The sequence below is a fragment of the Nocardia rosealba genome (assembly GCF_020216065.1).
GTDB classification, from domain to species: Bacteria; Actinomycetota; Actinomycetes; order Mycobacteriales; family Mycobacteriaceae; genus Nocardia; species Nocardia rosealba.
This window is the reverse complement of sequence record NZ_JAIWNA010000004.1, coordinates 29,874-52,233: the sequence shown is the minus strand read 5'-3', so window position 1 is coordinate 52,233 and position 22,360 is coordinate 29,874. Positions and strand designations below refer to the sequence as shown.

Sequence of the window (22,360 nt, the reverse complement as noted above, 5' to 3'; positions counted from 1 at the left end):
TCGTGCCGGCCGAGCGCCGTGAGGGCGACACTTTTCGTTGGGAGCAGCCGATGGGGACAGCCGTGTCCGCCAGTAGACAGACCGAAGGGTCGGTGATGGCCGCCCTGCGCAGCCCGCGCCGGCTCCGCACGGAAGTGCTGGCCGGGCTGGTGGTCGCGCTCGCCCTGATCCCCGAGGCCATCTCGTTCTCGATCATCGCCGGGGTCGACCCGCGGGTGGGGTTGTTCGCGTCGTTCACCATGGCCGTCACCATCGCGTTCGTCGGTGGCCGCCCGGCGATGATCTCGGCCGCGACCGGCGCGGTCGCCCTGGTGATCGCGCCCGTCATGCGGCAGTACGGACTGGACTACCTGATCGCCACGGTCATCCTCGCCGGTGTGCTGCAGATCGTACTCAGCGTGATCGGGGTCGCGCGGTTGATGCGGTTCATCCCGCGCAGTGTGATGGTCGGGTTCGTCAACGCGCTGGCGATCCTCATCTTCACCGCGCAGATCCCGCACCTGCTCGGGGTGCCGTGGCTGGTGTATCCGATGGTCGCCATCGGTATCGCGATCATGGTATTGCTGCCCAAGCTGTCCGACGTCGTTCCTGCCCCGCTGGTGGCGATCGTGCTGCTCACCGCCGCGACCCTCGTGTTCTCGCTCGATGTGCCGAACGTGGGCGACGAGGGCGAGCTGCCGTCGAGCCTGCCCTCCTGGCTGATCCCCGATGTGCCGTTCACGCTGGAAACGCTGAAGATCATCGCCCCGTACGCGTTGGCGACGGCGTTGGTCGGCCTGCTCGAATCGCTGATGACCGCCAAACTCGTCGACGACATCACCGACACCCACTCCGACAAGACCCGCGAGGGCTGGGGCCAGGGTGTGGCCAACGTGGTGACCGGCTTCTTCGGCGGTATGGGCGGTTGCGCCATGATCGGCCAGACGATGATCAATGTGAAGTCCTCCGGTGCGCGCACCAGGATTTCGACGTTCCTGGCCGGGTTGTTCCTGCTGATCCTGGTCGTCGGGCTCGGTGACATCGTCGCCCTGATCCCGATGGCCGCGCTCGTCGCCGTGATGATCATGGTGTCGGTGGGCACCTTGGACTGGCACTCGATCGCCCCGAAGACCTTACGCCGCATGCCTTTCGCCGAGACCGCGGTCATGCTGGTCACCGTCGCCGTCACGGTGGCGACGCACAACCTCGCCTACGGCGTGATCGCCGGTGTGCTCACCGCGATGGTCGCCTTCGCCCACCGCGTCGCCCACTTCACCGAGGTCGAGAAGATCGGCGAGGCCGATATCGACCACGACGGCGACATCGACACCCGGGTCTACAAGGTGCGCGGCGAACTGTTCTTCGCCTCGAGCAACGACCTGGTGTACCAATTCGACTACGTCGACGACCCACGCAATATCGTGATCGACATGTCCGACGCGCACATCTGGGACGCCTCGACGGTCGCCACCTTGGACGCGATCACCACCAAGTACGAGTCCAAGGGCAAGAAGGTCGAGATCGTCGGGCTCGACGCGGCCTCCGAACAGCGCCACGGCAGGCTCTCCGGGCACCTGGCAGGGCACTGAGATGCCCGCCCGCGCGCATTTGCAGATCGGTCAGGTCGCCGAACGAACCGAGTTGTCGGTCAAGACGATTCGGCACTACGACGAGGTCGGCCTGGTGCGGCCCTCGGCACGCAGCGCGGGCGGGTTCCGCCTCTACACCGAGGACGATATCGACCGGCTGCTGGTGATCCGCCGGATGAAGCCGCTCGGCTTCACCCTGGCCGAGATGGGCGAATTGCTGTCCGCCCTCGACGATCTCGGCAACCCGGCGGCCCGCGAACTGCTCGCCGCGCTGCACGCCAAAGCCGAGGACAGCGTCGCGAAACTGCGCCGCCAGCTCGGTTACGCCGAGGAGTTCACCACGTTGCTCGCCGAACGACGCGCGCGCTGATCACTTCTGCCAGTAGTTCTTCGGGCCGACGGTGGTGGCCGCCGCGTTGGCGCCCGCCTTGCACCATTCCTCGAGGCTGCTGTTGTCGGACAGGTCGATGTAGATGCCGGTGGCCTGGGTGAAGTAGCGGTGACTGTAGGCCGACCACTGCACCCGGGTGGCGGACATGATGTCACCGTGGCAGGTGTCGCTGGCCAGACCCGTTGTGGGACACCAGATTCCCCAGTCCTGCGTCTGGCCGTCGAGGGTGTCGTAGGCGGAGCGGGCGGCGGAGTTCGTGGGGAACACCAGCACGTTCACCGACACCAGGATGTGGTCGTCCTTGTCGATGTAGGAGCCGGTGATATTGGTGGTGCACCCGTTGGATGTGATCGCGGACGACACGTTGTCGGAGTTGCCCGGCTGATCGCACCCGTGTTCGCCGCTGGCACGCAGGGTGTAGAGCACGCCCTTGGAGTCGGTGAAGCTTTGCGGCAGTAGGGCTTTCACGGTGAGCGGGGTGTCGTCGGTGGAGGCGCTGTCGAGGGTGTTCCAGTCGAACGGCTTCGAGGTCGGTGCGGCCGAGGTGGTGGAGTAGGTGGACGGCACCGTCGAGGACGTGGTGGTCGGCGCGGCGACGACCGGCGAATCGGAATCGGAGTTGCCGCCGATCACCACCGCGATCACGATGAGCACGAGGAACGCGCAGACCACCGCGCCGCCGATCAGCCACGGTGTCGACGAGGACCCCGACCGCGCGTACGGCGGACGCGGCTGCTGCCACTGCGGCTGCCCCATCATCGGCTGACCGGGCATCGGCTGACCGGGCATCGGCTGACCCGGCACCGGCTGCTGCCACGGCTGACTCACCGGCGGCTGCTGCCACGGCTGACTCTGCTGACCGACCGGCCACTGCGGCTGACTCATCGGCGGCTGCTGCCCGAAACCGGGCGTATCCGCGCGCACCGTCGGCGGGGCGGCATCGGCCTGTTGCCCGTCGGCACGCGGTGTCATCCACCACGAACCCTGATCGTCGGCACCCCCGGCGGGCGGATCTTCGCGTGTCACAGGTCTCTCCCAGCCCCGCGCGGCATCGATCGGTGATGTCCGCGTCCCTTCCCGAAATTTTGGCGCCTGTTCGGGTGGAAGGCAAACCCGTCGCGCCATGTTCGCTGCGGCGCACGGTTTTCGATGCCTCGATGTGACATCCACGCGGGCCGCGTGATAGTCACATGACATGGCGTGGTCACCCTCGGTTCTCTCGCCGGAGACCTCGGCAGGTTCGGGCTCGACGGCCGAACAACGCAGCGGCACAGTGCAATACCGCTCCGACCTCGACGGTCTGCGTGGCCTCGCGATCGGCCTGGTCGTGGTTTTCCACATCTGGTTCGGCCGGGTGTCGGGTGGCGTAGACGTCTTTTTGGTGCTGTCCGGATTCTTCTTCACCGGGATGCTGCTGCGCCGCGCCGAGCACGGTCCACGCGGGTGGGTGTGGCCGGTGGTGCGGCGGACCGCGCGGCGGCTGCTGCCTGCCATGGCGGTGGTGCTGGCCGGGGTGTTGGTTGCCTCGACGCTGCTGCTGCCCTACACGCAGTGGTCGGCGGTCGCGGCGCAGACGCTGGCCTCGCTGCTGTTCGCGCAGAACTGGGAATTGGCGCTCACCTGGGCCGACTATCTGGCCGCCGACCCGTCGGTGAGCCCACTGCAACACCTCTGGTCGATGTCGGTGCAGGGCCAGTTCTATCTGGCCGCGCTGATCCTGGTCGCGGTGTGCGCACGGCTGCGACAGGCCCGAGCCGTTGTCGGTGTGATCGTGATCGCCGCTGCCGCGGCATCGTTCGTGTACGCGACCCGGGGCACCGCGACCCATCAGGGCTGGAACTACTACGACACCTTCGCGCGCGGCTGGGAACTGCTGATCGGCGCGGCGCTCGCGGTCGCCGCGCCGTACCTGGTGCTGCCGCGCTGGTGCCGGGCGCCGCTGGCGGCCCTCGGCATCGCGGGAGTCGTGCTGTGCGGGTGGCTGATCGGCGACGCCGCCAACCGTTTCCCCGGCCCGGCCGCCCTGCTTCCGGTGCTCGCGGCCGCCGCGGTGATCGTGTCGGTCGCCAACGTGCCACGCCACGAATGGGACGGACCCAACCGGCTGCTCGCGCACCGGCACATGCGGTTGCTCGGTGAGCTCGCCTACCCGCTGTACCTGTGGCACTGGCCGATTCTCATCTTCTTCCTCACCGAACGCGACAGCCCCGACGTCGACCTGCTCGGCGGCACCGGAGTAATCGCGGTGTCGCTGGCACTGGCCTGGCTCACCAACCAGCTGATCGAGAAACCACTGCGCGCCAAGACGCGCCGGCCCGGCAGGCGCCTGGTCACCGCGGGCGTCGCGGCACTGCTCGCGGCCGTGGTCGCGACCGCGTCGGCCTGGGAGTTCGCCGTCGTGCGGGCGGCGCCACCGGCCGCGACCACCGACGTCGAGGCGACCAGGTACCCCGGGGCGCGAGCACTCACCGCGAACACACCCGTCGCCCCCGAACCGTTGCGGCCCAACCTCTTCGAGGCCCGCAACGACCAGCCACCGCCGACGCTCGACGGCTGCATCGCCGACTGGAACACCCGCTCCGTCATCACCTGCACCTACGGCGACCCCGACGCCGAACGAACCATCGCCATGGCGGGCAGCTCCCACGTCGAACACTGGTTGCCCGCGCTGCAGGTACTGGCCGAGGAGCATTCCTTCCGCATCCAGGTGTATCTGAAGATGGGCTGCCCCCTCACCCTCGCCGAGGACGCCACCTACAACGGCGAACCCATCCCCGACTGCCGGGACTGGTCGCGCGAGGTGATCGACCGGCTCGGCACCGACCGCCCCGACTGGGTGTTCACCATCGGTACCCGGCCCCGCGACGCGGGCGGCGACGAGACCCCGCAGGAATTCCTCGATGTGTGGACGGCCCTGTCCGAGCGCGGCCTCGCGGTGCTCACTCTGCGCGACACACCGTGGCTGCGTCGCGACGGCGTGCGCTACCGCGCCACCGACTGCCTCGCCTCGGGCGGCGACCGCATCAGCTGCGGCATGCGCCGTAGCGACGCACTCGACCCGATCGACCCGCAGCGCGAAGCGGCGGCGCCCTTCCCGCACGTCTTCCCCGTCGACCTCACCGACGCCGTGTGCGGCCCGACCGTCTGCGCCGTCGCCGAGGGCAATGTGCTGATCTACCACGACGAGCACCATCTCACCGCCACCTACTCGCGCACCCTCGCCGACGCGCTCGGCCGCGCCATCGGTCCCGTGCTCGGATGGTGGTGAGGTAGCGAAATCGCTTGGGCATGCGGGCAACTCGGGAAGTCCGTAGCCTCGGAGCTGTGATTACTCTGAAGAAGGAAGACGGCGCGGCCGATCTCGCCGGTATCACCAAGATGAGCGTGGGGGTGAGCTGGGACCCGTCGGCCGGTTCCAGCGGTGGACTGCTCGGCATCGCCCGCCGCAAGCGCGGCGTCGACCTCGACCTCGTCGCCGTCCTGATGCAGGGTGGCGAGCCGGTGCGTTTCGCCGGTCTCGATTCGCTCGACCCGCTCGGCAACGGTGCGGTACTGCACACCGGTGACGAGCAGACCGGCGCGGCCGCGGGCGACGACGAAACCGTGCACGTCACCTTCGCGAATGTGCCCACCGCGATCGACGCCATCGTGTTCGTCGCCGCCGCGTTCAAGAAGGGGTCCTCGTTCGACAAGGCCAACAACGTCTCGTTCAAGATCTACGACGCCACCGGCGCCGACAGCCAGCCGGTGGCCGATATCTGGCCGTCGCTGCTCGGCGCCGAGAACGCCAACGCCATCGCGCGGGCCTTCCGCAACGGGCCGGTGTGGCAGCTCGAGGTGCTCGATCGCAAGGGCAAGATCAAGCAGGGTGACAAGCAGGCGCTGCTGCGTTTCGCCCTCGGCTAGCGACGCGCACGGTTTGCACGGGGTGCGGTCGGTGCGGCAAAGTTAGGCTCGGTGCGCCGGGAAGTCTGGTCGGCAGCCCGGCTCGAATTCGGTCGAGCGGGGTTCGAGCGAAGACGGGAACCCACATGTCCGCACCTACCTCTCCCCGGCACGGATGATCCGCGCGGCACGTCGCACCGTTCTCACCCGGGGCAGCTGGCCCGAGGCCCGTCGCGTCAGCGAGGTGCTGCGCCGCGAAACGGTCGGCGGTGTCCTGCTGATCGTCGCGGCGATCGTCGCCCTGGTCTGGGCCAATACGCCGTGGGCGGATGCCTATGTGGCACTGCGCGACTACCGTATCGGCCCCGAATCGCTGCACCTGAACCTGACGCTGAGTCAGTGGGCCGCCGACGGGCTGCTCGCCGTCTTCTTCTTCGTCGTCGGCCTCGAACTCAAACGCGAGTTCGTGGCGGGCGATCTGCGGGATCCGCGCCGCGCTGCGCTGCCGGTGGTGGCGGCCGTCGGCGGGATGGCCGTGCCCGCGCTCATCTACTTCGCGATCAACCGGGGCGGCGCGGTCGACGGCTGGGCGATCCCCACCGCCACCGACATCGCCTTCGCGCTCGCCGTGCTCGCGGTGATCAACACCCACCTGCCCACCGCGCTGCGCACCTTCCTGCTCACCCTCGCCGTGGTCGACGACCTGCTCGCCGTCACTGTGATCGCCGTCTTCTACACCAGCGAACTGCACCTGCCCTACCTGGCGCTTGCCCTGATCCCGATCGCCCTGTTCGCTGTCGCCGTGCAGCGCCGGATCAGTTCGCCGTTCCTGCTGGTGCCGCTGGCCCTGGTGACGTGGTGGCTGGTGCACTCCTCCGGCGTGCATGCCACGGTGGCGGGCGTGCTGCTCGGTTTCACCGTTCCGGTGCTGGCCGGGCGCGGCGAGACCGACACCGAACACGGCCTGGCCGAGCGGTTCGAACACACCATCCGCCCGCTCTCGGCCGGGGTGGCGGTGCCGGTGTTCGCGTTCTTCGCGGCCGGTGTCACCATCGGCGGTCTCAGTGGGTTCACCGATTCCCTCGCCGACCGGGTGACGCTCGGCATCATCGCGGGCCTGGTCGTCGGCAAGCTCGTCGGCATCACCGCGACCACCTACCTCACCGCCAAACTCACCCGCGCCGAACTCGACGCCGATCTGGCCTGGGTGGACGTGGCGGGTGTCGCGCTGCTCGGCGGCATCGGTTTCACGGTGTCGCTGCTGGTCGGCGAACTGGCCTTCGCGGGCGACCACACCCGCGCCGACCACGTCCGCATCGGCGTGCTGTGCGGCACGCTGGCCGCGGCCCTGCTGGCGACCATCGTGCTGCGCGCCCGCAACCGCGTGTACCGCCGCCTCGACGAAGAGGAACACATAGACGCCGACGGCGACGGCATCCCGGACGTCTATCAGCAGACCCCACCCTGATCCAGGAGCTCCACCATGTCTCTCACCCACGTGACCGTCGGCCTCGGCTGGGACCCCGCGCCACCGAGCGGCCCCTTCGGCAATACCCGCAAGGACATCGACCTCAATGTGACGGCCCTGGCGTTCGCGGGTCAGGACTTCGTCGACGCGGCGTTCCACGAACAGCTCACCTCCCGGGACGGTGCCCTGCGCCATCTCGGCGACAGCGTCACCGGCGACGGTGACGGCGACAACGAGATCATCACCGTCGACCTCACCCGCGTCGACGCCGCGATCAGCACCATCGTCTTCCTCGTCACCTGCTACACCGGACAGACCTTCCAGCAGGTCGTCAACGGCTTCTGCCGCGTCGCCGACAGCGTCGCCGGGGTGGAGCTCGTGCGCGTCGACCTGTCGAGCGCCACCACGCACACCGGATTCGTCCTCGGCAAACTGCACCGCATCGGTGCGGGTTGGGACTTCGCGATGATCGGTGACCCGATCTTCGCCGATCACCCGACCGTCGCCCTGCCCCAGCTGACCGTATATTTGGGCCCGGTATGAGCGCGCAGTTGATGATCGTGGAGGACGACACCCGGGTACGGGAGTCGTTGCGGCTGGCGATGGAGGACGAGGGGTATGTCGTCGCCGAGGCCGAAAGCGCCGAACACGCGCTGGAACACGTGCACAACGTCGGCGTGCCGGACGTCCTGATCGTCGACCTCATGCTCGGCGGCATGGACGGGTTCACCTGCATCCGCGAGGTGCGCCGCGAACACGACGTGCCGATCATCGTGGTCAGCGCCCGTGACGACACCCACGACGTGGTCGCCGCCCTGGAAGCAGGCGCCGACGACTTCGTCACCAAACCGTTCGAGGTCAAGGAGCTGACCGCGCGGATCCGGGCTGTGGGCAGGCGCACGCGCAACAGCACCGAACGCGAGGTGGTCGAACTCGTCCTCGACGCCGACCGGCAGCTGATCCTCTGCCCGGAGCGCGGTTCGGTGCGGCTGGCGGGCGAAGACGTGCACCTGACGCTCACCGAATTCCGGTTGCTGTGCGAACTGGCACAGAATGACGGGCTCGTGCTGAGCAGGCAGGTGCTGCTCGACAAGATCTGGGACCGCGGCTTCTTCGGCGACGACCGCATCGTCGACGTGCACATCCGCCGCCTGCGCACCAAGATCGAACGCGATCCCGCCGAACCGCGCCTGATCGTCACCGTGCGCGGGCTCGGCTATCGCCTCGATGCCGGGTCCTGAATTGCCCACCCGGTTACGCGGCCTGCGTGGTCGCGTGACAGCGGCGTTCGTCCTCAGTGCCAGTCTCGTCGCGGTACTGCTGTCGGGTTCGGTGTATGCCATCAGCACCAATTACATGGAGTCCCAACGGGTTCGGACGGTCGAACGCGCGGTAGGAGTGCACGCCGAGATCCTGCGGTTGCGGATGGAATCGTTGGCCACGGGGCAGGAGGCCCTCGAATCGTTGCGGCTGCCCGCCGGCACCATCGCCCTCCTCGACACCACCGCGGGCACCGGTGTGCTCGGCGCCGACCAGGCCACCGTCGCCACGCTCGAACGGGCCGCCCAGGTGCCGTCGCCCGCCACCCGTGTCCGGATCGCGGGCGAGCCCTATCTGCGCACCGCGACCTACGTCGAAAACGGTGCCGTCCTCCAGGAATTCGCGCCGCTGCGCGAGCTGGAGGACACCCTGAAGATGCTGCGCACCATCCTCTTCGCCTGCGCGGTGCTCGCCGTCGCGGTGGCCGCCGCGCTCGGCGCCTGGGCCGCGCACCTCGCGCTGCGCCCGCTGCGCCAGGTGGCGGGCACCGCGTCGCGCATCGCCGCGGGCGACCTCGACCTGCGCTTGTCGCGGCCCGAAGATGTCGACCTGTCGCCGACCGTCGAGGCCTTCAACGCCATGGTCGACTCCCTGCAGCGGCGCATCGAACGCGAACGCAGGCTCGTCTCCGACCTCAGTCACGAGTTGCGCACCCCGCTCACCACCCTGACCACCACCGCGACCGTGCTGGCCGGGCACCGCGACGAACTGTCCGAAAGACCGCGCGCCGCACTGGGGCTGCTCGTGGAGGAGACCACCTACCTGCGCGGTCTGCTCGACGACATGCTCGCCCTCGCGCGCGCCGAGGCGGGTATCCACCGCTCCGACCCGGCGCCGCTGTCGCTGGCCGAACTGCTGGCCAACCTACTCGCGAGCCGTCGCATCGAGGCCGAGGTACTCACGACCATCGACCCGGGACTGGTGCGCGGGCGGCGGATGGAACTCGAACGCGCCCTGCTGAACCTGCTCGTCAACGCCGAACGCCACGGTGGCGGTGTGGCCGCAGTGCGCGTCGAGCGCGACGGTGAGGACGTGCGGGTCACCGTCGACGATGCCGGACCCGGCGTCGAAGCGGCCGATCGCGAGCGCATCTTCGAACGTTTCGTCACCGCGTCGCGCCGGACCGGCGGCACCGGCATCGGCCTGGCTCTCGTCGCCGAAACCGTTGCGGGACACCAGGGCCGGATCCGCTGCTCGGAGCGGCCGGGCGGCGGTGCGCGCTTCGAGTTGACGCTGCCCGCGCTGGATCGTCACGTGATCGCAAAGAAAACGTCCGAGCCGCCGCAATGAATGTGGTCCATTCTCGTCACGGTCACCGGGTCGGGTGATCGCCACGGCCTCGGGCTGGAGGAGGACAAGTCGCGCTGCCACGGCACGCGGCCGATTCCCGAAGCCGTCGCGCGACACCGACACCGGTGACTTCTCGTCATGACACAGCGGGGCCCGGCGCCACTCGGACGCCGGGCCCCGCTGGGGTCGGTCGGGATCAGCCGATGCTGAAGGGCTGGCCCCACAGGGTGACGACCGAGCTCACGTTCTCGGTCTCCACCTTGACCTTCACGAAGGCACGCGCCTGGGCGTAGCCACCGCAGCCGCTCAGGCCGATGGTCGAGTCGGCCCAGGTCACCGAGCCGCTCTTGCCCTTGAACTTGTTGTTGGTGCCGTGGTCCTCGTTGCCGTAGTCGTCGGCCTTCTCGATGTCGAGAATGTAGAACGACTTGGCCTGGCCGGGGCCGAGGCTCAGTTCGGCACCGGACTCGGCGCCGACGCTCACGTCCTCGCCGTCCCAGCTGCTCTCGCCCTCGACGCCACCCTCGACGCCGCCGCCGTCGATGTTGACCTGGCAGCCCACCACGTAACCGGGGTAGATCTTGCCGCCCTTGGCGTTTCCGGAGACCTCGACCTGCGCGGAGCCGGACACCCACGCGTTGCGGTGCACCGGGGTCGAGCCCATCGAGGGGCTGATGAGGGCCGACTCGCCGACCAGGCGGACGGTGACGGTCGAACCGTCGGACAGGGTCTTGACGATCTCGCCGCCGGGCAGCGGAACGAAGGTGTCGGCGTTGGCGGCACCGGCGGACAGCAGGCCGAAGGTCACGGCGGCCGCGCCGACCAGACCGGCCATGCGGGCCGAATTCTTACGGTCGATCATGTGTGTCATTCCTTGCGATCGAAGTCGGATGCGCTCAGCCGATGCTGAACGGGGCACCGTAGAGGGTGGTCTTGGAGTAGTGGTCGCCGATGATCTCCACGACCGAGTAGGCGCGGGCCTGGGCGTAACCGGCGCAGCCCTGGATCTCGATCTCGACGTCCTGGTACTCGACCGAGTAGACGCCCGCCTTCAGGATGTCCTTCTTCTCGATCTGGACGAACTTCACCTCGCCGGGGCCAAGGTCGAGGCCGACCGAGCCGCCGATGCTGCCGCCGGACAGGTCGATGCCGCCGGAGACGCCCGCGGAGATGGCGTCGTCACCGATGGCCACCTGGCAACCGACGATGTAGCCGGTGTTCAGCTGCGAGGCGCCGTGGGTGGAGGAGTTGTTGGAGCCGTCCTTGCCCGCCGGACCGTTGAACGGGCCGACCTCGCCCTCCGGCGTCGCGGTGACGTCGGCGGTGACGGTGCCCGAGACCCAGGCGACGCGGCCGGCGCCGTTGGCCGCAAGCGAAGGCGAAACGGTGGCGCGCTCGGCGGTGCGGGTGATCGTCACGCCCGGGCCTGCCTTCTGGCCGTCGGGCAGCGGGACGAAAGCGTCGGCGCCGGCGGAACCGGCGGCGAAACCACCGAGTGCGACCGCGGCGGCCGTGGCCACGTAGAAGCGTTTGATTGTCATTCTTCCCCTCATCAGGTTCGAGCGGTATCGCCTCGACGTCGGCACCTGGCAGGGCGCGTCGAGGGCCGGATCGAAGCATTCACGCGCCCCATGGCGGGGTGAGAACCAGTCGAGGACCCGGCGATGAAGCTCATGGAACGAGAAGATTTCCGGTTCTTTGCGATGGTGTTGCGATGGGCGCAGACCGTTCGTCACACATGCGGCGGTCAGCCAATGTTGCGAAGTTCGGTATAGGGGGCGTGATTTCGATGTTCCCTGGATAGTTGCTGCGTTACGGTTTCCCACATGGACGACATCGAGTTGGATTTGCCGAGCGTCGCTTCTCCCCACAACTCCGGGCGAATTCTCGACATCGGCGCGGTCGGATTGCGCAATCCGCTTCCGGTCGACGGTGAACAGACCCACGCCTATGTTTCCTGCGTCGACGGCACCACCCTGCGGCTGCCGGATTCTTTGCAGAACTGGGCCATGCAGACCCTCGCCGCGAACTACGACCTGCGCGCCACCGGCCTGCCGTCGCTGTTCCCGTGCCGGTTCGAGTTCGGCATCCGCGACGGGGCGGCCTACGCTGTTCCGGTCAGCGATCAGGCGCGTCAAAGGAGGCCATCATCACCACCGCAGCAGATGTCGGCGACTTCGCCAAGCGTCACGGGCTGACAGTCGCCGTAGCCGAATCCCTCACCGGCGGTAACCTCGCCGCCGCCCTCGCGGCGGCACCCGACTCCGCGCAATGGTTCCGCGGCGGGGTCGTCGCCTACTCCGTGACGGTGAAACAGTCCGTTCTCGGTGTGCCCGACGTGCCGGTGGTGTCGGAGACGGCCGCACTGGCCATGGCCGAAGGCGTGCGGGCACTGACCGACGCCGATATCGCCGCCGCGACCACCGGCGTCGGTGGGCCGGGCGATCAGGACGGCGAACCGGCGGGGTCGGTGTGGTGCGCTGTCGCCACCCGCGACACCTCCTGGGCCGTGCACCGGAATTTCGACGGCGAACCCGAGCAGGTGCTCGAGCAGTCGGTGCGGTGCGCGCTGGAGATGTTGGGCGAGAGCGAGAAACGCTTCACCGGCTAGACGATCGGTGGCAGGTGCACCACCTGGCCCGCGTACGCCAGACCCGCACCGAAGCCGAGCAGCAACGCGGTCTGGCCGGGTTCGGCGCCGCCGCTGCGCAGCAACTGTTCCATGGCCATCGGGATCGAGGCGGCACTGGTGTTACCGGTGTCGACGATGTCGCGCGCCACGGCGACGGTGTCGGGCAGGTCGAGGGTGCGGACCAGCGCGTCGGTGATGCGGATATTGGCCTGGTGCGGCACGAAGGCGTCCAGGTCGGCGGCGGTGACACCGGCCAGCTTCAAGGCCTCCCGGCACGCCTGCTCCAAAAAGGTGACGGCCCAGCGGAATACCTCGGTGCCGTTCATCCGGATATAGGGCCGCACCGTCGTGCCGCCACTGGCCTCGGCGGCCGCCACCTCGGCGAAGTACTCCTGGAAGTCCTTGTCCTGCTTGATCGCCGAGGTACGTGACCCGTCCGAGCCCCACGCCACCGGGCCGATCCCCTCCTGCTCGGCGGCGCCGACGACCACCGCGCCCGCGCCGTCGGCGAAGATGAACGCCGTACCGCGATCGGTGCGGTCGAGCAGGTCCGAGAGCCGTTCCACACCGATCACCAGCACGTGGCGCGCCTGACCGGAGCGGACCAGGTTGGCGGCATCGGCCAGCGCGTAGCAGAAGCCCGCGCACCCGGCGGAGATGTCGTAGGCGGCGGTGTCGTGCATGCCGAGTTCGGTGGCGACCACCGCGCCCGCCGAGGGGCCGAGCACCATCTGCGACGAGGTCGCCAGCAGCACGGCGTCGACCTGATCGGCGGTGATGCCCGCGGCGGTGAGCGCGTCGCGCGCGGCAGCGGTGCTCATCGACACGATGGTCTCGTCGTCTTCGGCCCAGTGCCTGGCCGCGATGCCGGATCGGGTCTTGATCCATTCGTCGGAGGAGTCGATGGCCTCGACGATCTCCGAGTTGGGCACGACGCGGCGCGGCCGGTACACGCCGAGGCCGAGAATTCCCGTGTGGGTGGTCGGAATCGAGGTGGCGATGGGGGTTGGCATGACATCCTCTCCATGTGAACCGATCGGTTCATCCGTCATAAGGTCTAACATGAACCGATCGGTTCAATCAAGCGTTTCGGGGAGGAGAGTCGGATGCCGGCCGGACCACGCGCCCGACTGATCGAGCACACCATCGCGACCGTGCAGGAGCACGGTGTGCACGCGGCGGCGTTGAGCGAGCTGCTCAAGCGGAGCAATACCTCACGCAACTCGCTCTACCAGCATTTTCCCTCCGGCAAGAGCGAACTGGTGCAGACCGCGGCCCGCATCGTGTCGCGGCTGGTGTACTCGCACGTCAGCGCCGTGGCCGACGCCCTACAGACCGCGCCGTCGGCGCAGCAGTGGCTGACCGACCTGTTCGCCTTCTGGCGGGTGCCGCTCGAACAGAGCGAGTTCCGGGCCGGATCGTTCATGATGGCCGCCGCGCTGGACGAGAGCGATCCGGTGGTGCAGTCGATCGCCGGGCAGGCCTTCGCCGAATGGACCGCGCGCCTGGCCGACGGCATCGTCGCGGCCGGGATCGAACGCGCGACGGCGGTGTCACTGGCCGGGTTCCTGCTCACCACCATCGAGGGCACCATCGTGCACAGCCGGGCGCTCAAGTCGGCGCATCCGTTCGATCAGGCGGTCACCCAGCTGACCATCCTGTTCAACTATCACCTGTCTCAGCGTTGAGGTGAAACATCCTGTGCGCCATCGAGATCGGCGCACAGGGTGGTGACGATGCGGCGGCGGGCCCGCGCACCTTCGGGACTCGGGGTCAGCGGGTACACGTGCACCAGGCCCGGTTCCTCGATGTAGTCCAGGTCGACACCGGCCGCGCGGGCCTTGTCCCGCAGCAGGCGGGCGTCGGGGTTGAGGATGTCGTCGGTGCCGGTGAACAGGGTGAGCGGGCCGAGGCCGGTGAGATCGCCGAACAGGGGGCTCACCATGGGGTCCTTCATCGGCAGCTCGCCGCTCCACCGGCGGCCGTAGACGAGGCCGCCGTCGCGACCGAGCCACGGGTCGCGCTGCTGCACGATGTCGATCTGCGGGTTCTCGAGGGTGAGGTCGAGGGCCGGGGAGATGAGGACGGTGCGCGGCAGTGTGGTGCCGAGGTCGCGCAGGTGCAGTGCGGTGGACAGGGCGATCTGGCCGCCGGCCGAATCACCGGCGAGGAAGGTGGGGCCGTGTTCGTCGGCGCTGGTGCGGACGAGGTCGGCTACGCGGGGAATCACATCCGCGGCGGTGCCGAACGGAATGAGGGGGTAGATCGGCACCGTCACCGTGAGCCGTGCGCGGATGGCGAGCATGGCCGCCAGCCGCCAGTGCTGCACCGCGATCTCACCGACCCAGCCGCCACCGTGCGCGTACACCAGGCCACCGCGTGGTTTTCCGGTGCGCGGGGTGAGGGTGTAGACGGGCCAGCCACGATCGCGCACCACGGCGATGTCGACTCCGCGCAGGGTGCGTGGCGGGCCGTAGGGCAGTGGGCGAAGCGCCAACTCGCGGATATGGGCCTCGGCGCGTTCGGCATCGATGTAGTTCCGGTTGCGGCGCGCTACTCGCAGGAACCCGGGAATCACGAACCGGCTCATCACTGTGGGCACCGCAACCTCCACTCGTACAGGTGCCCGCCAAATTACCCGTTCAGGCCAACGGTTGTTCGATGATGTCGGTCCGCAGACTCGAGCCGTTGAGATCGAGGTACACCACGCCCTCGGTGATCGACAAACTCGCGGTATTGCGCCGATCCACCAGCCGCGCGGCCTCGTCGATGAACGCCCGATCGAAACTGTAGAGCGGAATCGCGGCCGCGTTGTGAATCTTCTTCCCCGCGTACTGCGCGAGCACCTTCACCGGATCCCGATGCGTGTACACCGCCGCCCGCCCCGCCAGCTTGCTCCCCCGGTGAATCCGCTCCGAGTCCGGCGCCCCCACCTCGATCCACGCCGTCGTCCGCCCCGTCAGATCCCGCACCTGCACCGCGGGCTCGTCGGTAGCCGAGATCCCACCCTCACTGAACACGATCCCCTCCTCGTACTGCAGGCAGTACGCCAGAATCCGCGTCACCATGTACTCGAGCGTCTCGGACGGATGCCGAGCCACCCGCAACTCCAACTCCTCATAAACCCCCCGATCCACATCGGCGAGCTGAATAGCGAAAGTGTGCACAGTAGCGCTGATTCCCATAAGACCCGCCACCCTAGTTGGTAGCGGACTCATGAGGCTCCAGGAGGGCTCGGGGGGCGGCCTGGGTCCAGGAGTCGGTGATGATGGCGGTGAGTTCGTCGTGGTCGTCGAGGGCGGAGAGGTGGACGCGGACCCAGGCGTTGTTCGCTTCGTGGGAGGCGATCCAGAACTTGGCGGGTTCGGCTTGGACGAGTTCGTCGCGGTCGATGATCGGGCAGCGGACGGCCATCGAGGTCTCGTTCTCGGGGAGGGTGAGGAACAGGCGGCCCGAGACCTTGAAAATCGGCATGCCCCAGGCGAATTCCTCCGCGGTGCCGGGCAGGGACAGAGCGAAGGTGCGGACGTCGTCCCCGGTGACTGTCATGATCCGATCATCTCAAAACGCACCGACAGGTTCAGACGGCGAGCTTGGCCGAACGGGCCCGGCTCGCGGTGATGCGGCGGCCGATGATCCCGTGGCGCGGCGCGAACAGGTAGACCAGGGTGAAGGCGACACCCTGGGTGACCACCACCATCCCGCCCGCGGCGGTGTCGAGGTGGTAGCTGATGTAGAGACCGGTGACCGCGCACAGCACCGACACGGTCGGCGCGATCAGCAGCATCCGCGAGAAACGGTCGGTGAGCAGGTAGGCCGTGGCACCCGGAATGATGAGCATGGCCACCACCAGCACCACACCCACCGCCTGCAACGCCACGACCGAGGTGAGGGCGAGCAGGGCGAGTAGGGCGGTGCCGAGCATGCGGGGGTTGAGGCCGATGGCGTGCGCGTGGGTGGCGTCGAAGGCGTACAAGGTGAAGTCGCGACGCTTGAGCACCAACGCCACGAGCACGATCGCCGCGAGGATCATGATCTGGATCATCTCCCCGCGGCTCACCCCGAGCAGATTGCCGAAAACGATGTGGTTCAAGTCGGTTTGGCTCGGTGTCACCGACACCAGCACCAACCCGAACGCGAACAGCGTCGTGAAGACGATCCCGATGGCCGCGTCCTCCTTCACCCGGCTGGTATCGCGCACCACCCCGATCAACGCGACCGCGAGGAACCCGAAGATCACCGCACCCACCGCGAACGGCCAGCCGACGATGTAGGCGAGCACCACCCCGGGCAGCACCGCGTGCGACACCGCGTCACCCATCAGCGACCAGCCGATCAGCACCAGCCAGCACGACAGCACCGCACACACCACGGCCGCGGTGACCGTGGTCGCCAGCGCCCGGACCATGAATTCGTAGCGCAGCGGATCGAGGAAGAATTCTTCGAGGGTCACCGGTCTGTGTCCAATCCGAATGCCTTGGCCAGGTTCTCGGGCCGCAACACCACGTCGGGGTCACCGTGTTCGAGCACCCGGCGGTTCAAAAGCACTGCCTCGTCGGCCAGTTGGGGCAGTGCGTGCAGGTCGTGGGTGGAAACAAGGATCGTCGCGCCACCGGCGGCAAGCTCACGCAGCAGCGCGGTGATGGTGGCCTCGGAGCGCTTGTCCACACCGGCGAACGGTTCGTCCAGCAGCAGGATGGTCGCCTCCTGCGCGATGCCGCGGGCCACGAAGGTCCGCTTCTTCTGTCCACCGGAGAGCTGACCGATCTGCCGGTCGGCGAAGTCGGTGAGTTCGACCCGCGCCAGCGCCTCCTCCACGGCGGCCTTGTCGGCCTTGCTCGCGCGCCGGGTGAAGCCCATTTTCCCGTAGCGCCCGGTCATCACCACATCACGCACCGACAGCGGGAACGTCCAATCCACGTCCTCGGATTGCGGCACGTACCCGAGGGCGCCCGCCTTGCGCGCGGCGGCGGGTGCGCCACCGTTGACCAGCACCCGGCCACGATCGGGCGTCACCAGCCCCATGACGGTCTTGAACAGTGTCGACTTCCCCGACCCGTTCATCCCGATGAGCCCGCACACCCGACCCGATTTCAAGGTGAGTTCCACGTTGTCGAGGGCGAGCACATCACCGTAATGAACTGTCACGTCCTGGATTTCGACAACCGGCTGGGTCATTTCGGTGCTCCTGCCAGTGCCGCCGCGATGGTGTCGGCGTCGTGCCGGATCAGGTCGAGGTAGGTCGGCACGGGACCGTCCGCCTCCGACAGCGAGTCGACATACAGCGTGCCGCCGAAGCGCGAACCGGTCGCCTCGACCACGCGCTGCATCGGCGCGTCCGACACCGTCGACTCGCAGAACACGGCGGGCACCCCGCGCTGGCGGACGAAGTCGATCACCGACCCGATCTGCTGCGGTGTGGCCTGCTGTTCGGCGTTGACCGGCCAGATGTACTTCTCCGTCAGCCCCGCGTCGCGGGCCAGGTAGGAGAACGCCCCCTCGCAGGTGACCAGGGCTTTCTGGTCGGCGGGCAGTGTGCTGACGGCGGCCACCAGCTCGTCACGGACCGCGCCGAGCTCGGTTTTGTACGCCTCGCCGTTGGCGCGGTAGGCGTCGGCGTGGTCGGGGTCGAGGTCGGTGAACGCGCGAACCATGTTGTCCACATAGATCTGCGCGTTCACCGGCGACATCCACGCGTGCGGATTCGGCTTGCCCGCGTAGGCGTCCTCGCTGATGTTCATCGGTGTCACGCCCTCGCTCACCACGGCGTGCGGCACCTCGAGGTCGGCGACGAACTGGGCGAACCAGGCCTCGAGATTGAGGCCGTTGTCGAGGATGAGATCAGCCTTGGCGGCCTTCTTGATATCCCCCGGCGTCGGCTCGTACCCGTGGATCTCGGCGCCGACCTTGGTGATCGACTCGACCCGCAGATGCTCACCGGCCACATTGCGCGCCATATCGGCGAGCACGGTGAAAGTGGTGAGGACCACCTTCCGGTCGTCGTCGGACGCGGCGACGCCACCGCAAGCGGTGAGCGCGAACACCATGACACTCAGCACGCACGCCGCGAGTACTCGCGACGAACGGTGGAACCCAACCTTCATCCCGGAATTATATTGTTCGGGTGACCGAACTTTCAAGTTCAGCCACCGAAACAGCGCCGGTGACCGGTCACGATGCCCAGGGCGGAACGAAAGTAGACCCGTCCGGCAACTCCGCGGCGAAGCCGGCGCGGACGGCGACCAGCAATCGCGCACCCGCCCCGGCTTCGTCGGTGAGCGCGATGAGCGAACCGGCGGGCGCCACGGCGGCATCACCGGGTCGCAGGGTGGCCGACTCACCGTCGATGGTGAGGACGATTTCGCCCGTGAGCAGCACGAATGCCTCTTCCCCGAGGATCCGGTGAGCGACGCCGACCGTGCCGGGCGCGACCTCGGTCTGCCAGACGCACAGGTCGGAACTGCCGGTGCCGGGGCGGATCAACGAGGTGAAGCGGGCGTTGTGCACTTCGTGCACCTGGGCGTCGGCGGAACGGACTACCGGCATTGCGTCTCCCTTATGGTCAATTTACTTGTCTATATAGTCAAATAGCTTTCCTATCCCGTCAAGTGCCAGAATGTCGAGCATGCCCCCTGCCGGTGACCTCCCCTTGTTGCTGCTCGCGGCAGCCGCCCAGGTGACCGACGCAGTCCAGGCCGGGGTCGCCGCAGCCGGCTTCCCCGATGTACGGCCGGCACACGGATTCGCCTTCGTGCGAATGGCACCCGACGGGGCGACCGTCGGTGAGATCGCCGAGCATCTCGGCGTCACCAAGCAGGCGGCAAGCCAACTGGTCGACGAGCTGGTCACCAAGGGCTACGTCGAACGCAATCCGCACCCACGCGACGCACGCGCCCGGCTCATCACGCTCACCGATCGCGGCTGGGCGTGCACTCGCGCCGCCGACGCGGCCTTGGGCGAACTCACCAGAAACTGGTCCGGAACCCTTGGCACGGGCGACCTCGTGCAGGTCAGGGACGCGTTGGCCCGGGTGGTCGCCCCCGGCCGGGTCCGCCCGAGCTGGTGAGGGCGTAACCCTTCGCGGCGGACGAACGATCTTGTGTCGGGTATCCGTTAATCCGAACAACAGGATTTTCGAAACCTGCGCGCGACATCGCGACGAGCGGCATACTCGGCTGCGAGCGGTGACGCGCCACCGCAGCACCCCGGGCCGCCGGTCCGGGCCGTGCCTCGTCACGCACCGTTCCCGCTATCCCGGAGTTCGAATGTCTGCTCTTGCCACCGTCACCTCGGTCGACACCATCACCCGCCACAAGTACGAGCGGCTGCAGTACACCGGTTCGGCCGGTGTCGTCGCCTCCCTCGAAGACCCTCGGCTGGTGGACCGCTGGCGCACCGAGCACCCCACCTGGCGGGGCGAGCACTGGGCGTTCGAGGCGGGCACCACCGGCAGCCTCCGCCCGATCAACGTGGCGACCCGCCACAACTGAGCCCTCAGGCCGCGCCCGCGTCGGCGCGACGGTCGGTGATCCGGGGGAACGGGCTGGCCGCTTCCAGCTGGTAGGCCAGGTCGAGCAGGGTTCGCTCCGCGCCGCGCGGGGCGGCCAGCTGCACCGAGCCGGGCAGACCCGTCGGCAGCAGTCCGTGCGGAAGCGAGATGCCCGGTCCCCCACCGACATTGTTGAGCGGCGTGAAGCCGACATAGTCGACGAGCTTGGCGAACAGGTCGTCGAAGGGCTGGTCCGGCGCGAGTTCACCGATGCGCGGCGCCGGGTGCGACAGCACCGGGCTGAGCATCACATCGATATCGGCGAAGTGCCGGTCGTAGGCGGCGGTTCCGGCACGTAGCCGCCACGCGGCCGCCGCGGAACCCAGTGGGTTGCGTTTGGCCATTCCGATCAGGCCGGTGGTGAACGGGTCGAGTTTGCGCGCGTCGAATCGTCCGCGATGACCGAGCCGGAACGACAGCGTCATCGCCGCGGCCATCACCGCCCAGTACTGCTTGAAATCGTCGACGAAGCGCGGGTCGACCTCCAGCCGCTTCGCGACGATCTCATGCCCGAGGCCCGCGAAGACATGGACGGCCGAATCGAGGACGGCCCGGTTGTCGGGATGCACCGGCCTGCCGAACACGTCGGCGGTGACCACGCCGACGCGCAGTCGTCGCGCACTCGGCCCTTCCACCAGCCCCACCGGCGCCAATTTCGGGTGGGCACCGAAACTCTCGACCGCGGCCAAGTAATGCGCCGTATCGCGCACCGACCGGGTGAGCACACCCTCGGCCACCAGATGCACCGGCAGTTTGCGCGCGCCCGGCTGGTCGAGCAGCCGGTACCGGGTGGGCTTCAATCCCACCAGGCCCGTCGCGGCGGCGGGAATGCGAATCGAACCACCGCCGTCGTTGGCATGGGCGATCGGCACCGCCCCGGCCGCGACCAGCGCCGCCGACCCACCCGAGGACGCGCCCGCCGAGAACTCCGGATTCCACGGGTTGCGTGTCGGCGGGCGGTGGACGAATTCGGTGCTCGCGGTGAGCCCGAACTCCGGCAGCGTCGACTTGCCGAGCACGACGACACCCGAGTGCAGGAATTGCGCGGCGGGTCCGCTGGTCGCCGTCACCGGGTGCGGCGTGAACGCGGCCGACCCGTGACAACTCGGCAGCCCGGCGACATCGGTGTTGTCTTTGACGAAGGCGGGCACCCCGGCGAACACGCCGGCGGTTTCGGGTGCCGAGGCGGCCCGTTCGAAGCTGCGCACCTGCACGGCGTCGAGGCGCGGGTCGACGGCCTGGGTCCGGGCGATCGCGGCCTCGATCACCTCGGCCCGGCTCACCTCCCCGGCGCGCAGTGCGGCGGCGAGGCCGACGGCGTCGTGGTCGCCGAGGGCGTCGTCGGTGAATCCATGGACGGCAGAGCTCATGACCGCAGCCTAATCGCGACCGTACGCGCGGGTAACGAACTTCGCTCAGACAGTGCGGCCCGCCCGGCAGTGGGCGAGCCGCACGAGCGGGCCCCTACTTGGCAGGCGCCGTGAACGGCTGGTTGATCGTGGTGACGTACTGGATCACGGCGCCGATGGCGACCGGCGCGGTGACGAAGATCTGACCCGCGAGGACACCGAGGAAACCGACGGCGGCCGCACCCGCGACACAACCGGCCAGCGGTCCCGCACCGAACAGCGTGAGCAGGGCACCGGTGAGCACGACGCCCGCGGCGGCACCGGCGAGGCAACCGAGGGCCGCGCCGCCGATGCCACCGACGAGGGTGCCGATGGTGGCGCCCATGGAGATGGTGCTCGTCATCCGGGACCAGGCGGCCTGTTCACGATCGTATTCGGATTTCCACGGCGCCTTGTCCTCGAACGGCAGGGCGACCGGCTTGTACACGGCCTTATCCATGCTCAGCGCGGGGGTGAGGGTCGCCGTTCGACCGTCGACCCGGGCGTCGATGGGGAACTGGAAGTCGTCGATGGCGAAGGTCAGCGGTGTCGCGCCGACGACGGCGCCTGCGGAGTCACGCACCTGCAGGGTGCCGTTGTCGACCACCAGCGAACCGTGCTCGATCTCGATGACCGAGGTGGTGCCGTCGGTGTGCGCGGTGTATTCGACCGGCCGCGGTGCGGGGGGTTCCGCCTGGGCTCCGGCTGCGGTCACGGCCAGAGCGGAGAGCGAAAGTGCCACGGGCACAGCGATTTTCTTCAAGAACATGGGTGATTCCTCATCGATTTCAGCCGATCGCGGTGACCGGCGGTGGCAATCGTAGCGATAATGGTTATCATTATCATCTCGATGAGGCTGGGAGGTCGTA

At 68.3% G+C, this 22,360-nt stretch carries 26 protein-coding genes; 13 read left to right on the top strand and 13 right to left on the bottom strand.

Annotated features, from left to right (window positions below; translation table 11 throughout):
* Window positions 1-50 precede the first annotated feature (50 nt).
* The gene (locus tag LDL21_RS17040) at window positions 51-1,568 is read left to right on the top strand and encodes a SulP family inorganic anion transporter (protein ID WP_225280906.1); all 1,518 of its coding nucleotides are present in this window, start codon (window positions 51-53) and stop codon (window positions 1,566-1,568) included.
* A 1-nt stretch (window position 1,569) separates the two neighbouring features.
* Window positions 1,570-1,938, top strand: a complete 369-nt coding sequence (locus LDL21_RS17035; RefSeq protein ID WP_225280904.1) for a MerR family transcriptional regulator — start codon at window positions 1,570-1,572, stop codon at window positions 1,936-1,938.
* Here LDL21_RS17035 and LDL21_RS17030 read toward each other — a convergent pair whose 3' ends face one another.
* Window positions 1,939-2,985: a hypothetical protein gene (locus LDL21_RS17030; RefSeq protein WP_225280903.1), complete on the bottom strand. Its 1,047-nt coding sequence runs from the start codon at window positions 2,983-2,985 to the stop codon at window positions 1,939-1,941.
* Window positions 2,986-3,154: 169 nt separating this feature from the next.
* Between LDL21_RS17030 and LDL21_RS17025 the strand changes: the two genes are divergently transcribed.
* From LDL21_RS17025 to LDL21_RS17000, 6 genes are all read left to right on the top strand, one after another.
* Complete coding sequence (locus LDL21_RS17025; RefSeq protein WP_225280902.1) at window positions 3,155-5,227, top strand: acyltransferase family protein; 2,073 nt, start codon at window positions 3,155-3,157, stop codon at window positions 5,225-5,227.
* 56 nt (window positions 5,228-5,283) lie between these two features.
* Complete coding sequence (locus LDL21_RS17020; RefSeq protein WP_067496979.1) at window positions 5,284-5,865, top strand: TerD family protein; 582 nt, start codon at window positions 5,284-5,286, stop codon at window positions 5,863-5,865.
* 157 nt (window positions 5,866-6,022) lie between these two features.
* Window positions 6,023-7,312: a Na+/H+ antiporter NhaA gene (nhaA, locus tag LDL21_RS17015; RefSeq protein ID WP_225281182.1), complete on the top strand. Its 1,290-nt coding sequence runs from the start codon at window positions 6,023-6,025 to the stop codon at window positions 7,310-7,312.
* A 15-nt stretch (window positions 7,313-7,327) separates the two neighbouring features.
* Window positions 7,328-7,855, top strand: coding sequence for a TerD family protein (locus LDL21_RS17010; RefSeq protein ID WP_225280900.1), 528 nt, complete (start codon window positions 7,328-7,330; stop codon window positions 7,853-7,855).
* On the top strand, window positions 7,852-8,553 hold the full coding sequence (locus LDL21_RS17005; RefSeq protein WP_181700143.1) for a response regulator transcription factor: 702 nt from the start codon (window positions 7,852-7,854) through the stop codon (window positions 8,551-8,553). Before LDL21_RS17010 ends, LDL21_RS17005 begins: the two co-directional genes overlap by 4 nt.
* The gene (locus tag LDL21_RS17000; protein WP_225280898.1) at window positions 8,540-9,922 is read left to right on the top strand and encodes a sensor histidine kinase; all 1,383 of its coding nucleotides are present in this window, start codon (window positions 8,540-8,542) and stop codon (window positions 9,920-9,922) included. The genes LDL21_RS17005 and LDL21_RS17000 overlap by 14 nt, the downstream gene beginning before the upstream one ends.
* 196 nt (window positions 9,923-10,118) lie before the next feature.
* On the opposite strand, the gene LDL21_RS16995 is transcribed toward LDL21_RS17000, so the two are convergent.
* Window positions 10,119-10,784: an MspA family porin gene (locus LDL21_RS16995; protein WP_225280897.1), complete on the bottom strand. Its 666-nt coding sequence runs from the start codon at window positions 10,782-10,784 to the stop codon at window positions 10,119-10,121.
* Between the two features lie 34 nt (window positions 10,785-10,818).
* Entirely contained in the window at window positions 10,819-11,463 is a 645-nt protein-coding gene (locus LDL21_RS16990) for an MspA family porin (protein ID WP_225280896.1), read from the bottom strand.
* 285 nt (window positions 11,464-11,748) lie between these two features.
* Between LDL21_RS16990 and LDL21_RS16985 the strand changes: the two genes are divergently transcribed.
* Together LDL21_RS16985 and LDL21_RS16980 are read left to right on the top strand one after the other, a co-directional pair.
* Complete coding sequence (locus tag LDL21_RS16985; RefSeq protein WP_157105087.1) at window positions 11,749-12,120, top strand: hypothetical protein; 372 nt, start codon at window positions 11,749-11,751, stop codon at window positions 12,118-12,120.
* A complete protein-coding gene (locus LDL21_RS16980; protein WP_225281181.1) occupies window positions 12,069-12,533 on the top strand; it encodes a CinA family protein in 465 nt (154 codons plus the stop codon). Before LDL21_RS16985 ends, LDL21_RS16980 begins: the two co-directional genes overlap by 52 nt.
* Here LDL21_RS16980 and LDL21_RS16975 read toward each other — a convergent pair.
* Window positions 12,530-13,567 carry a beta-ketoacyl-ACP synthase 3 gene (locus LDL21_RS16975; protein ID WP_181700137.1) on the bottom strand — a complete coding sequence of 346 codons (1,038 nt, stop codon included), beginning with the start codon at window positions 13,565-13,567 and terminating at the stop codon, window positions 12,530-12,532. The genes LDL21_RS16980 and LDL21_RS16975 overlap by 4 nt on opposite strands.
* A 93-nt stretch (window positions 13,568-13,660) precedes the next feature.
* Between LDL21_RS16975 and LDL21_RS16970 the strand changes: the two genes are divergently transcribed.
* The gene (locus LDL21_RS16970; protein WP_067642643.1) at window positions 13,661-14,242 is read left to right on the top strand and encodes a TetR/AcrR family transcriptional regulator; all 582 of its coding nucleotides are present in this window, start codon (window positions 13,661-13,663) and stop codon (window positions 14,240-14,242) included.
* Here LDL21_RS16970 and LDL21_RS16965 read toward each other — a convergent pair.
* The 7 genes from LDL21_RS16965 to LDL21_RS16935 form a co-directional block, all read right to left on the bottom strand.
* On the bottom strand, window positions 14,233-15,156 hold the full coding sequence (locus LDL21_RS16965; protein ID WP_225280895.1) for an alpha/beta hydrolase fold domain-containing protein: 924 nt from the start codon (window positions 15,154-15,156) through the stop codon (window positions 14,233-14,235). The genes LDL21_RS16970 and LDL21_RS16965 overlap by 10 nt on opposite strands.
* A 40-nt stretch (window positions 15,157-15,196) precedes the next feature.
* Entirely contained in the window at window positions 15,197-15,739 is a 543-nt protein-coding gene (locus tag LDL21_RS16960) for a YaeQ family protein (RefSeq protein WP_067497047.1), read from the bottom strand.
* 13 nt (window positions 15,740-15,752) lie between these two features.
* Window positions 15,753-16,103 carry an MmcQ/YjbR family DNA-binding protein gene (locus LDL21_RS16955; protein ID WP_225280893.1) on the bottom strand — a complete coding sequence of 117 codons (351 nt, stop codon included), beginning with the start codon at window positions 16,101-16,103 and terminating at the stop codon, window positions 15,753-15,755.
* Window positions 16,104-16,134: 31 nt separating this feature from the next.
* On the bottom strand, window positions 16,135-16,962 hold the full coding sequence (locus LDL21_RS16950) for a metal ABC transporter permease (RefSeq protein WP_255675164.1): 828 nt from the start codon (window positions 16,960-16,962) through the stop codon (window positions 16,135-16,137).
* Window positions 16,963-17,003: 41 nt separating this feature from the next.
* A complete protein-coding gene (locus LDL21_RS16945) occupies window positions 17,004-17,732 on the bottom strand; it encodes a metal ABC transporter ATP-binding protein (RefSeq protein ID WP_225280891.1) in 729 nt (242 codons plus the stop codon).
* A complete protein-coding gene (locus LDL21_RS16940) occupies window positions 17,729-18,658 on the bottom strand; it encodes a metal ABC transporter substrate-binding protein (protein WP_305082684.1) in 930 nt (309 codons plus the stop codon). Before LDL21_RS16940 ends, LDL21_RS16945 begins: the two co-directional genes overlap by 4 nt.
* A gap of 67 nt (window positions 18,659-18,725) precedes the next feature.
* Window positions 18,726-19,100, bottom strand: a complete 375-nt coding sequence (locus LDL21_RS16935; RefSeq protein WP_225280890.1) for a cupin domain-containing protein — start codon at window positions 19,098-19,100, stop codon at window positions 18,726-18,728.
* A 70-nt stretch (window positions 19,101-19,170) separates the two neighbouring features.
* On the opposite strand from LDL21_RS16935, the gene LDL21_RS16930 reads away from it, so the two are divergent.
* Together LDL21_RS16930 and LDL21_RS16925 are read left to right on the top strand one after the other, a co-directional pair.
* A complete protein-coding gene (locus tag LDL21_RS16930; RefSeq protein ID WP_225280889.1) occupies window positions 19,171-19,620 on the top strand; it encodes a MarR family winged helix-turn-helix transcriptional regulator in 450 nt (149 codons plus the stop codon).
* Window positions 19,621-19,819: 199 nt separating this feature from the next.
* Window positions 19,820-20,044, top strand: coding sequence for a hypothetical protein (locus LDL21_RS16925; RefSeq protein WP_181700119.1), 225 nt, complete (start codon window positions 19,820-19,822; stop codon window positions 20,042-20,044).
* A gap of 4 nt (window positions 20,045-20,048) precedes the next feature.
* On the opposite strand, the gene LDL21_RS16920 is transcribed toward LDL21_RS16925, so the two are convergent.
* A complete protein-coding gene (locus LDL21_RS16920; RefSeq protein WP_225280888.1) occupies window positions 20,049-21,473 on the bottom strand; it encodes an amidase in 1,425 nt (474 codons plus the stop codon).
* Window positions 21,474-21,567: 94 nt separating this feature from the next.
* Window positions 21,568-22,260: a DUF8020 domain-containing protein gene (locus tag LDL21_RS16915; RefSeq protein WP_225280887.1), complete on the bottom strand. Its 693-nt coding sequence runs from the start codon at window positions 22,258-22,260 to the stop codon at window positions 21,568-21,570.
* Between the last annotated feature and the right edge of the window lie 100 nt (window positions 22,261-22,360).

Excerpts from the sequence above, each read along its gene's own strand:
- LDL21_RS17040 (WP_225280906.1), top strand. The coding sequence starts at position 51 with ATGGGGACAGCCGTGTCCGCCAGTAGACAGACCGAAGGGTCGGTGATG.
- LDL21_RS17035 (WP_225280904.1), top strand. The coding sequence starts at position 1,570 with ATGCCCGCCCGCGCGCATTTGCAGATCGGTCAGGTCGCCGAACGAACC.
- LDL21_RS17025 (WP_225280902.1), top strand. The coding sequence starts at position 3,155 with ATGGCGTGGTCACCCTCGGTTCTCTCGCCGGAGACCTCGGCAGGTTCG.
- LDL21_RS17010 (WP_225280900.1), top strand. The coding sequence starts at position 7,328 with ATGTCTCTCACCCACGTGACCGTCGGCCTCGGCTGGGACCCCGCGCCA.
- LDL21_RS17005 (WP_181700143.1), top strand. The coding sequence starts at position 7,852 with ATGAGCGCGCAGTTGATGATCGTGGAGGACGACACCCGGGTACGGGAG.
- LDL21_RS17000 (WP_225280898.1), top strand. The coding sequence starts at position 8,540 with ATGCCGGGTCCTGAATTGCCCACCCGGTTACGCGGCCTGCGTGGTCGC.
- LDL21_RS16995 (WP_225280897.1), bottom strand. The coding sequence starts at position 10,784 with ATGATCGACCGTAAGAATTCGGCCCGCATGGCCGGTCTGGTCGGCGCG.
- LDL21_RS16990 (WP_225280896.1), bottom strand. The coding sequence starts at position 11,463 with ATGACAATCAAACGCTTCTACGTGGCCACGGCCGCCGCGGTCGCACTC.
- LDL21_RS16985 (WP_157105087.1), top strand. The coding sequence starts at position 11,749 with ATGGACGACATCGAGTTGGATTTGCCGAGCGTCGCTTCTCCCCACAAC.
- LDL21_RS16975 (WP_181700137.1), bottom strand. The coding sequence starts at position 13,567 with ATGCCAACCCCCATCGCCACCTCGATTCCGACCACCCACACGGGAATT.
- LDL21_RS16970 (WP_067642643.1), top strand. The coding sequence starts at position 13,661 with ATGCCGGCCGGACCACGCGCCCGACTGATCGAGCACACCATCGCGACC.
- LDL21_RS16960 (WP_067497047.1), bottom strand. The coding sequence starts at position 15,739 with ATGGGAATCAGCGCTACTGTGCACACTTTCGCTATTCAGCTCGCCGAT.
- LDL21_RS16955 (WP_225280893.1), bottom strand. The coding sequence starts at position 16,103 with ATGACAGTCACCGGGGACGACGTCCGCACCTTCGCTCTGTCCCTGCCC.
- LDL21_RS16950 (WP_255675164.1), bottom strand. The coding sequence starts at position 16,962 with ATGGTCCGGGCGCTGGCGACCACGGTCACCGCGGCCGTGGTGTGTGCG.
- LDL21_RS16945 (WP_225280891.1), bottom strand. The coding sequence starts at position 17,732 with ATGACCCAGCCGGTTGTCGAAATCCAGGACGTGACAGTTCATTACGGT.
- LDL21_RS16940 (WP_305082684.1), bottom strand. The coding sequence starts at position 18,658 with ATGAAGGTTGGGTTCCACCGTTCGTCGCGAGTACTCGCGGCGTGCGTG.
- LDL21_RS16935 (WP_225280890.1), bottom strand. The coding sequence starts at position 19,100 with ATGCCGGTAGTCCGTTCCGCCGACGCCCAGGTGCACGAAGTGCACAAC.
- LDL21_RS16930 (WP_225280889.1), top strand. The coding sequence starts at position 19,171 with ATGTCGAGCATGCCCCCTGCCGGTGACCTCCCCTTGTTGCTGCTCGCG.
- LDL21_RS16925 (WP_181700119.1), top strand. The coding sequence starts at position 19,820 with ATGTCTGCTCTTGCCACCGTCACCTCGGTCGACACCATCACCCGCCAC.
- LDL21_RS16920 (WP_225280888.1), bottom strand. The coding sequence starts at position 21,473 with ATGAGCTCTGCCGTCCATGGATTCACCGACGACGCCCTCGGCGACCAC.
- LDL21_RS16915 (WP_225280887.1), bottom strand. The coding sequence starts at position 22,260 with ATGTTCTTGAAGAAAATCGCTGTGCCCGTGGCACTTTCGCTCTCCGCT.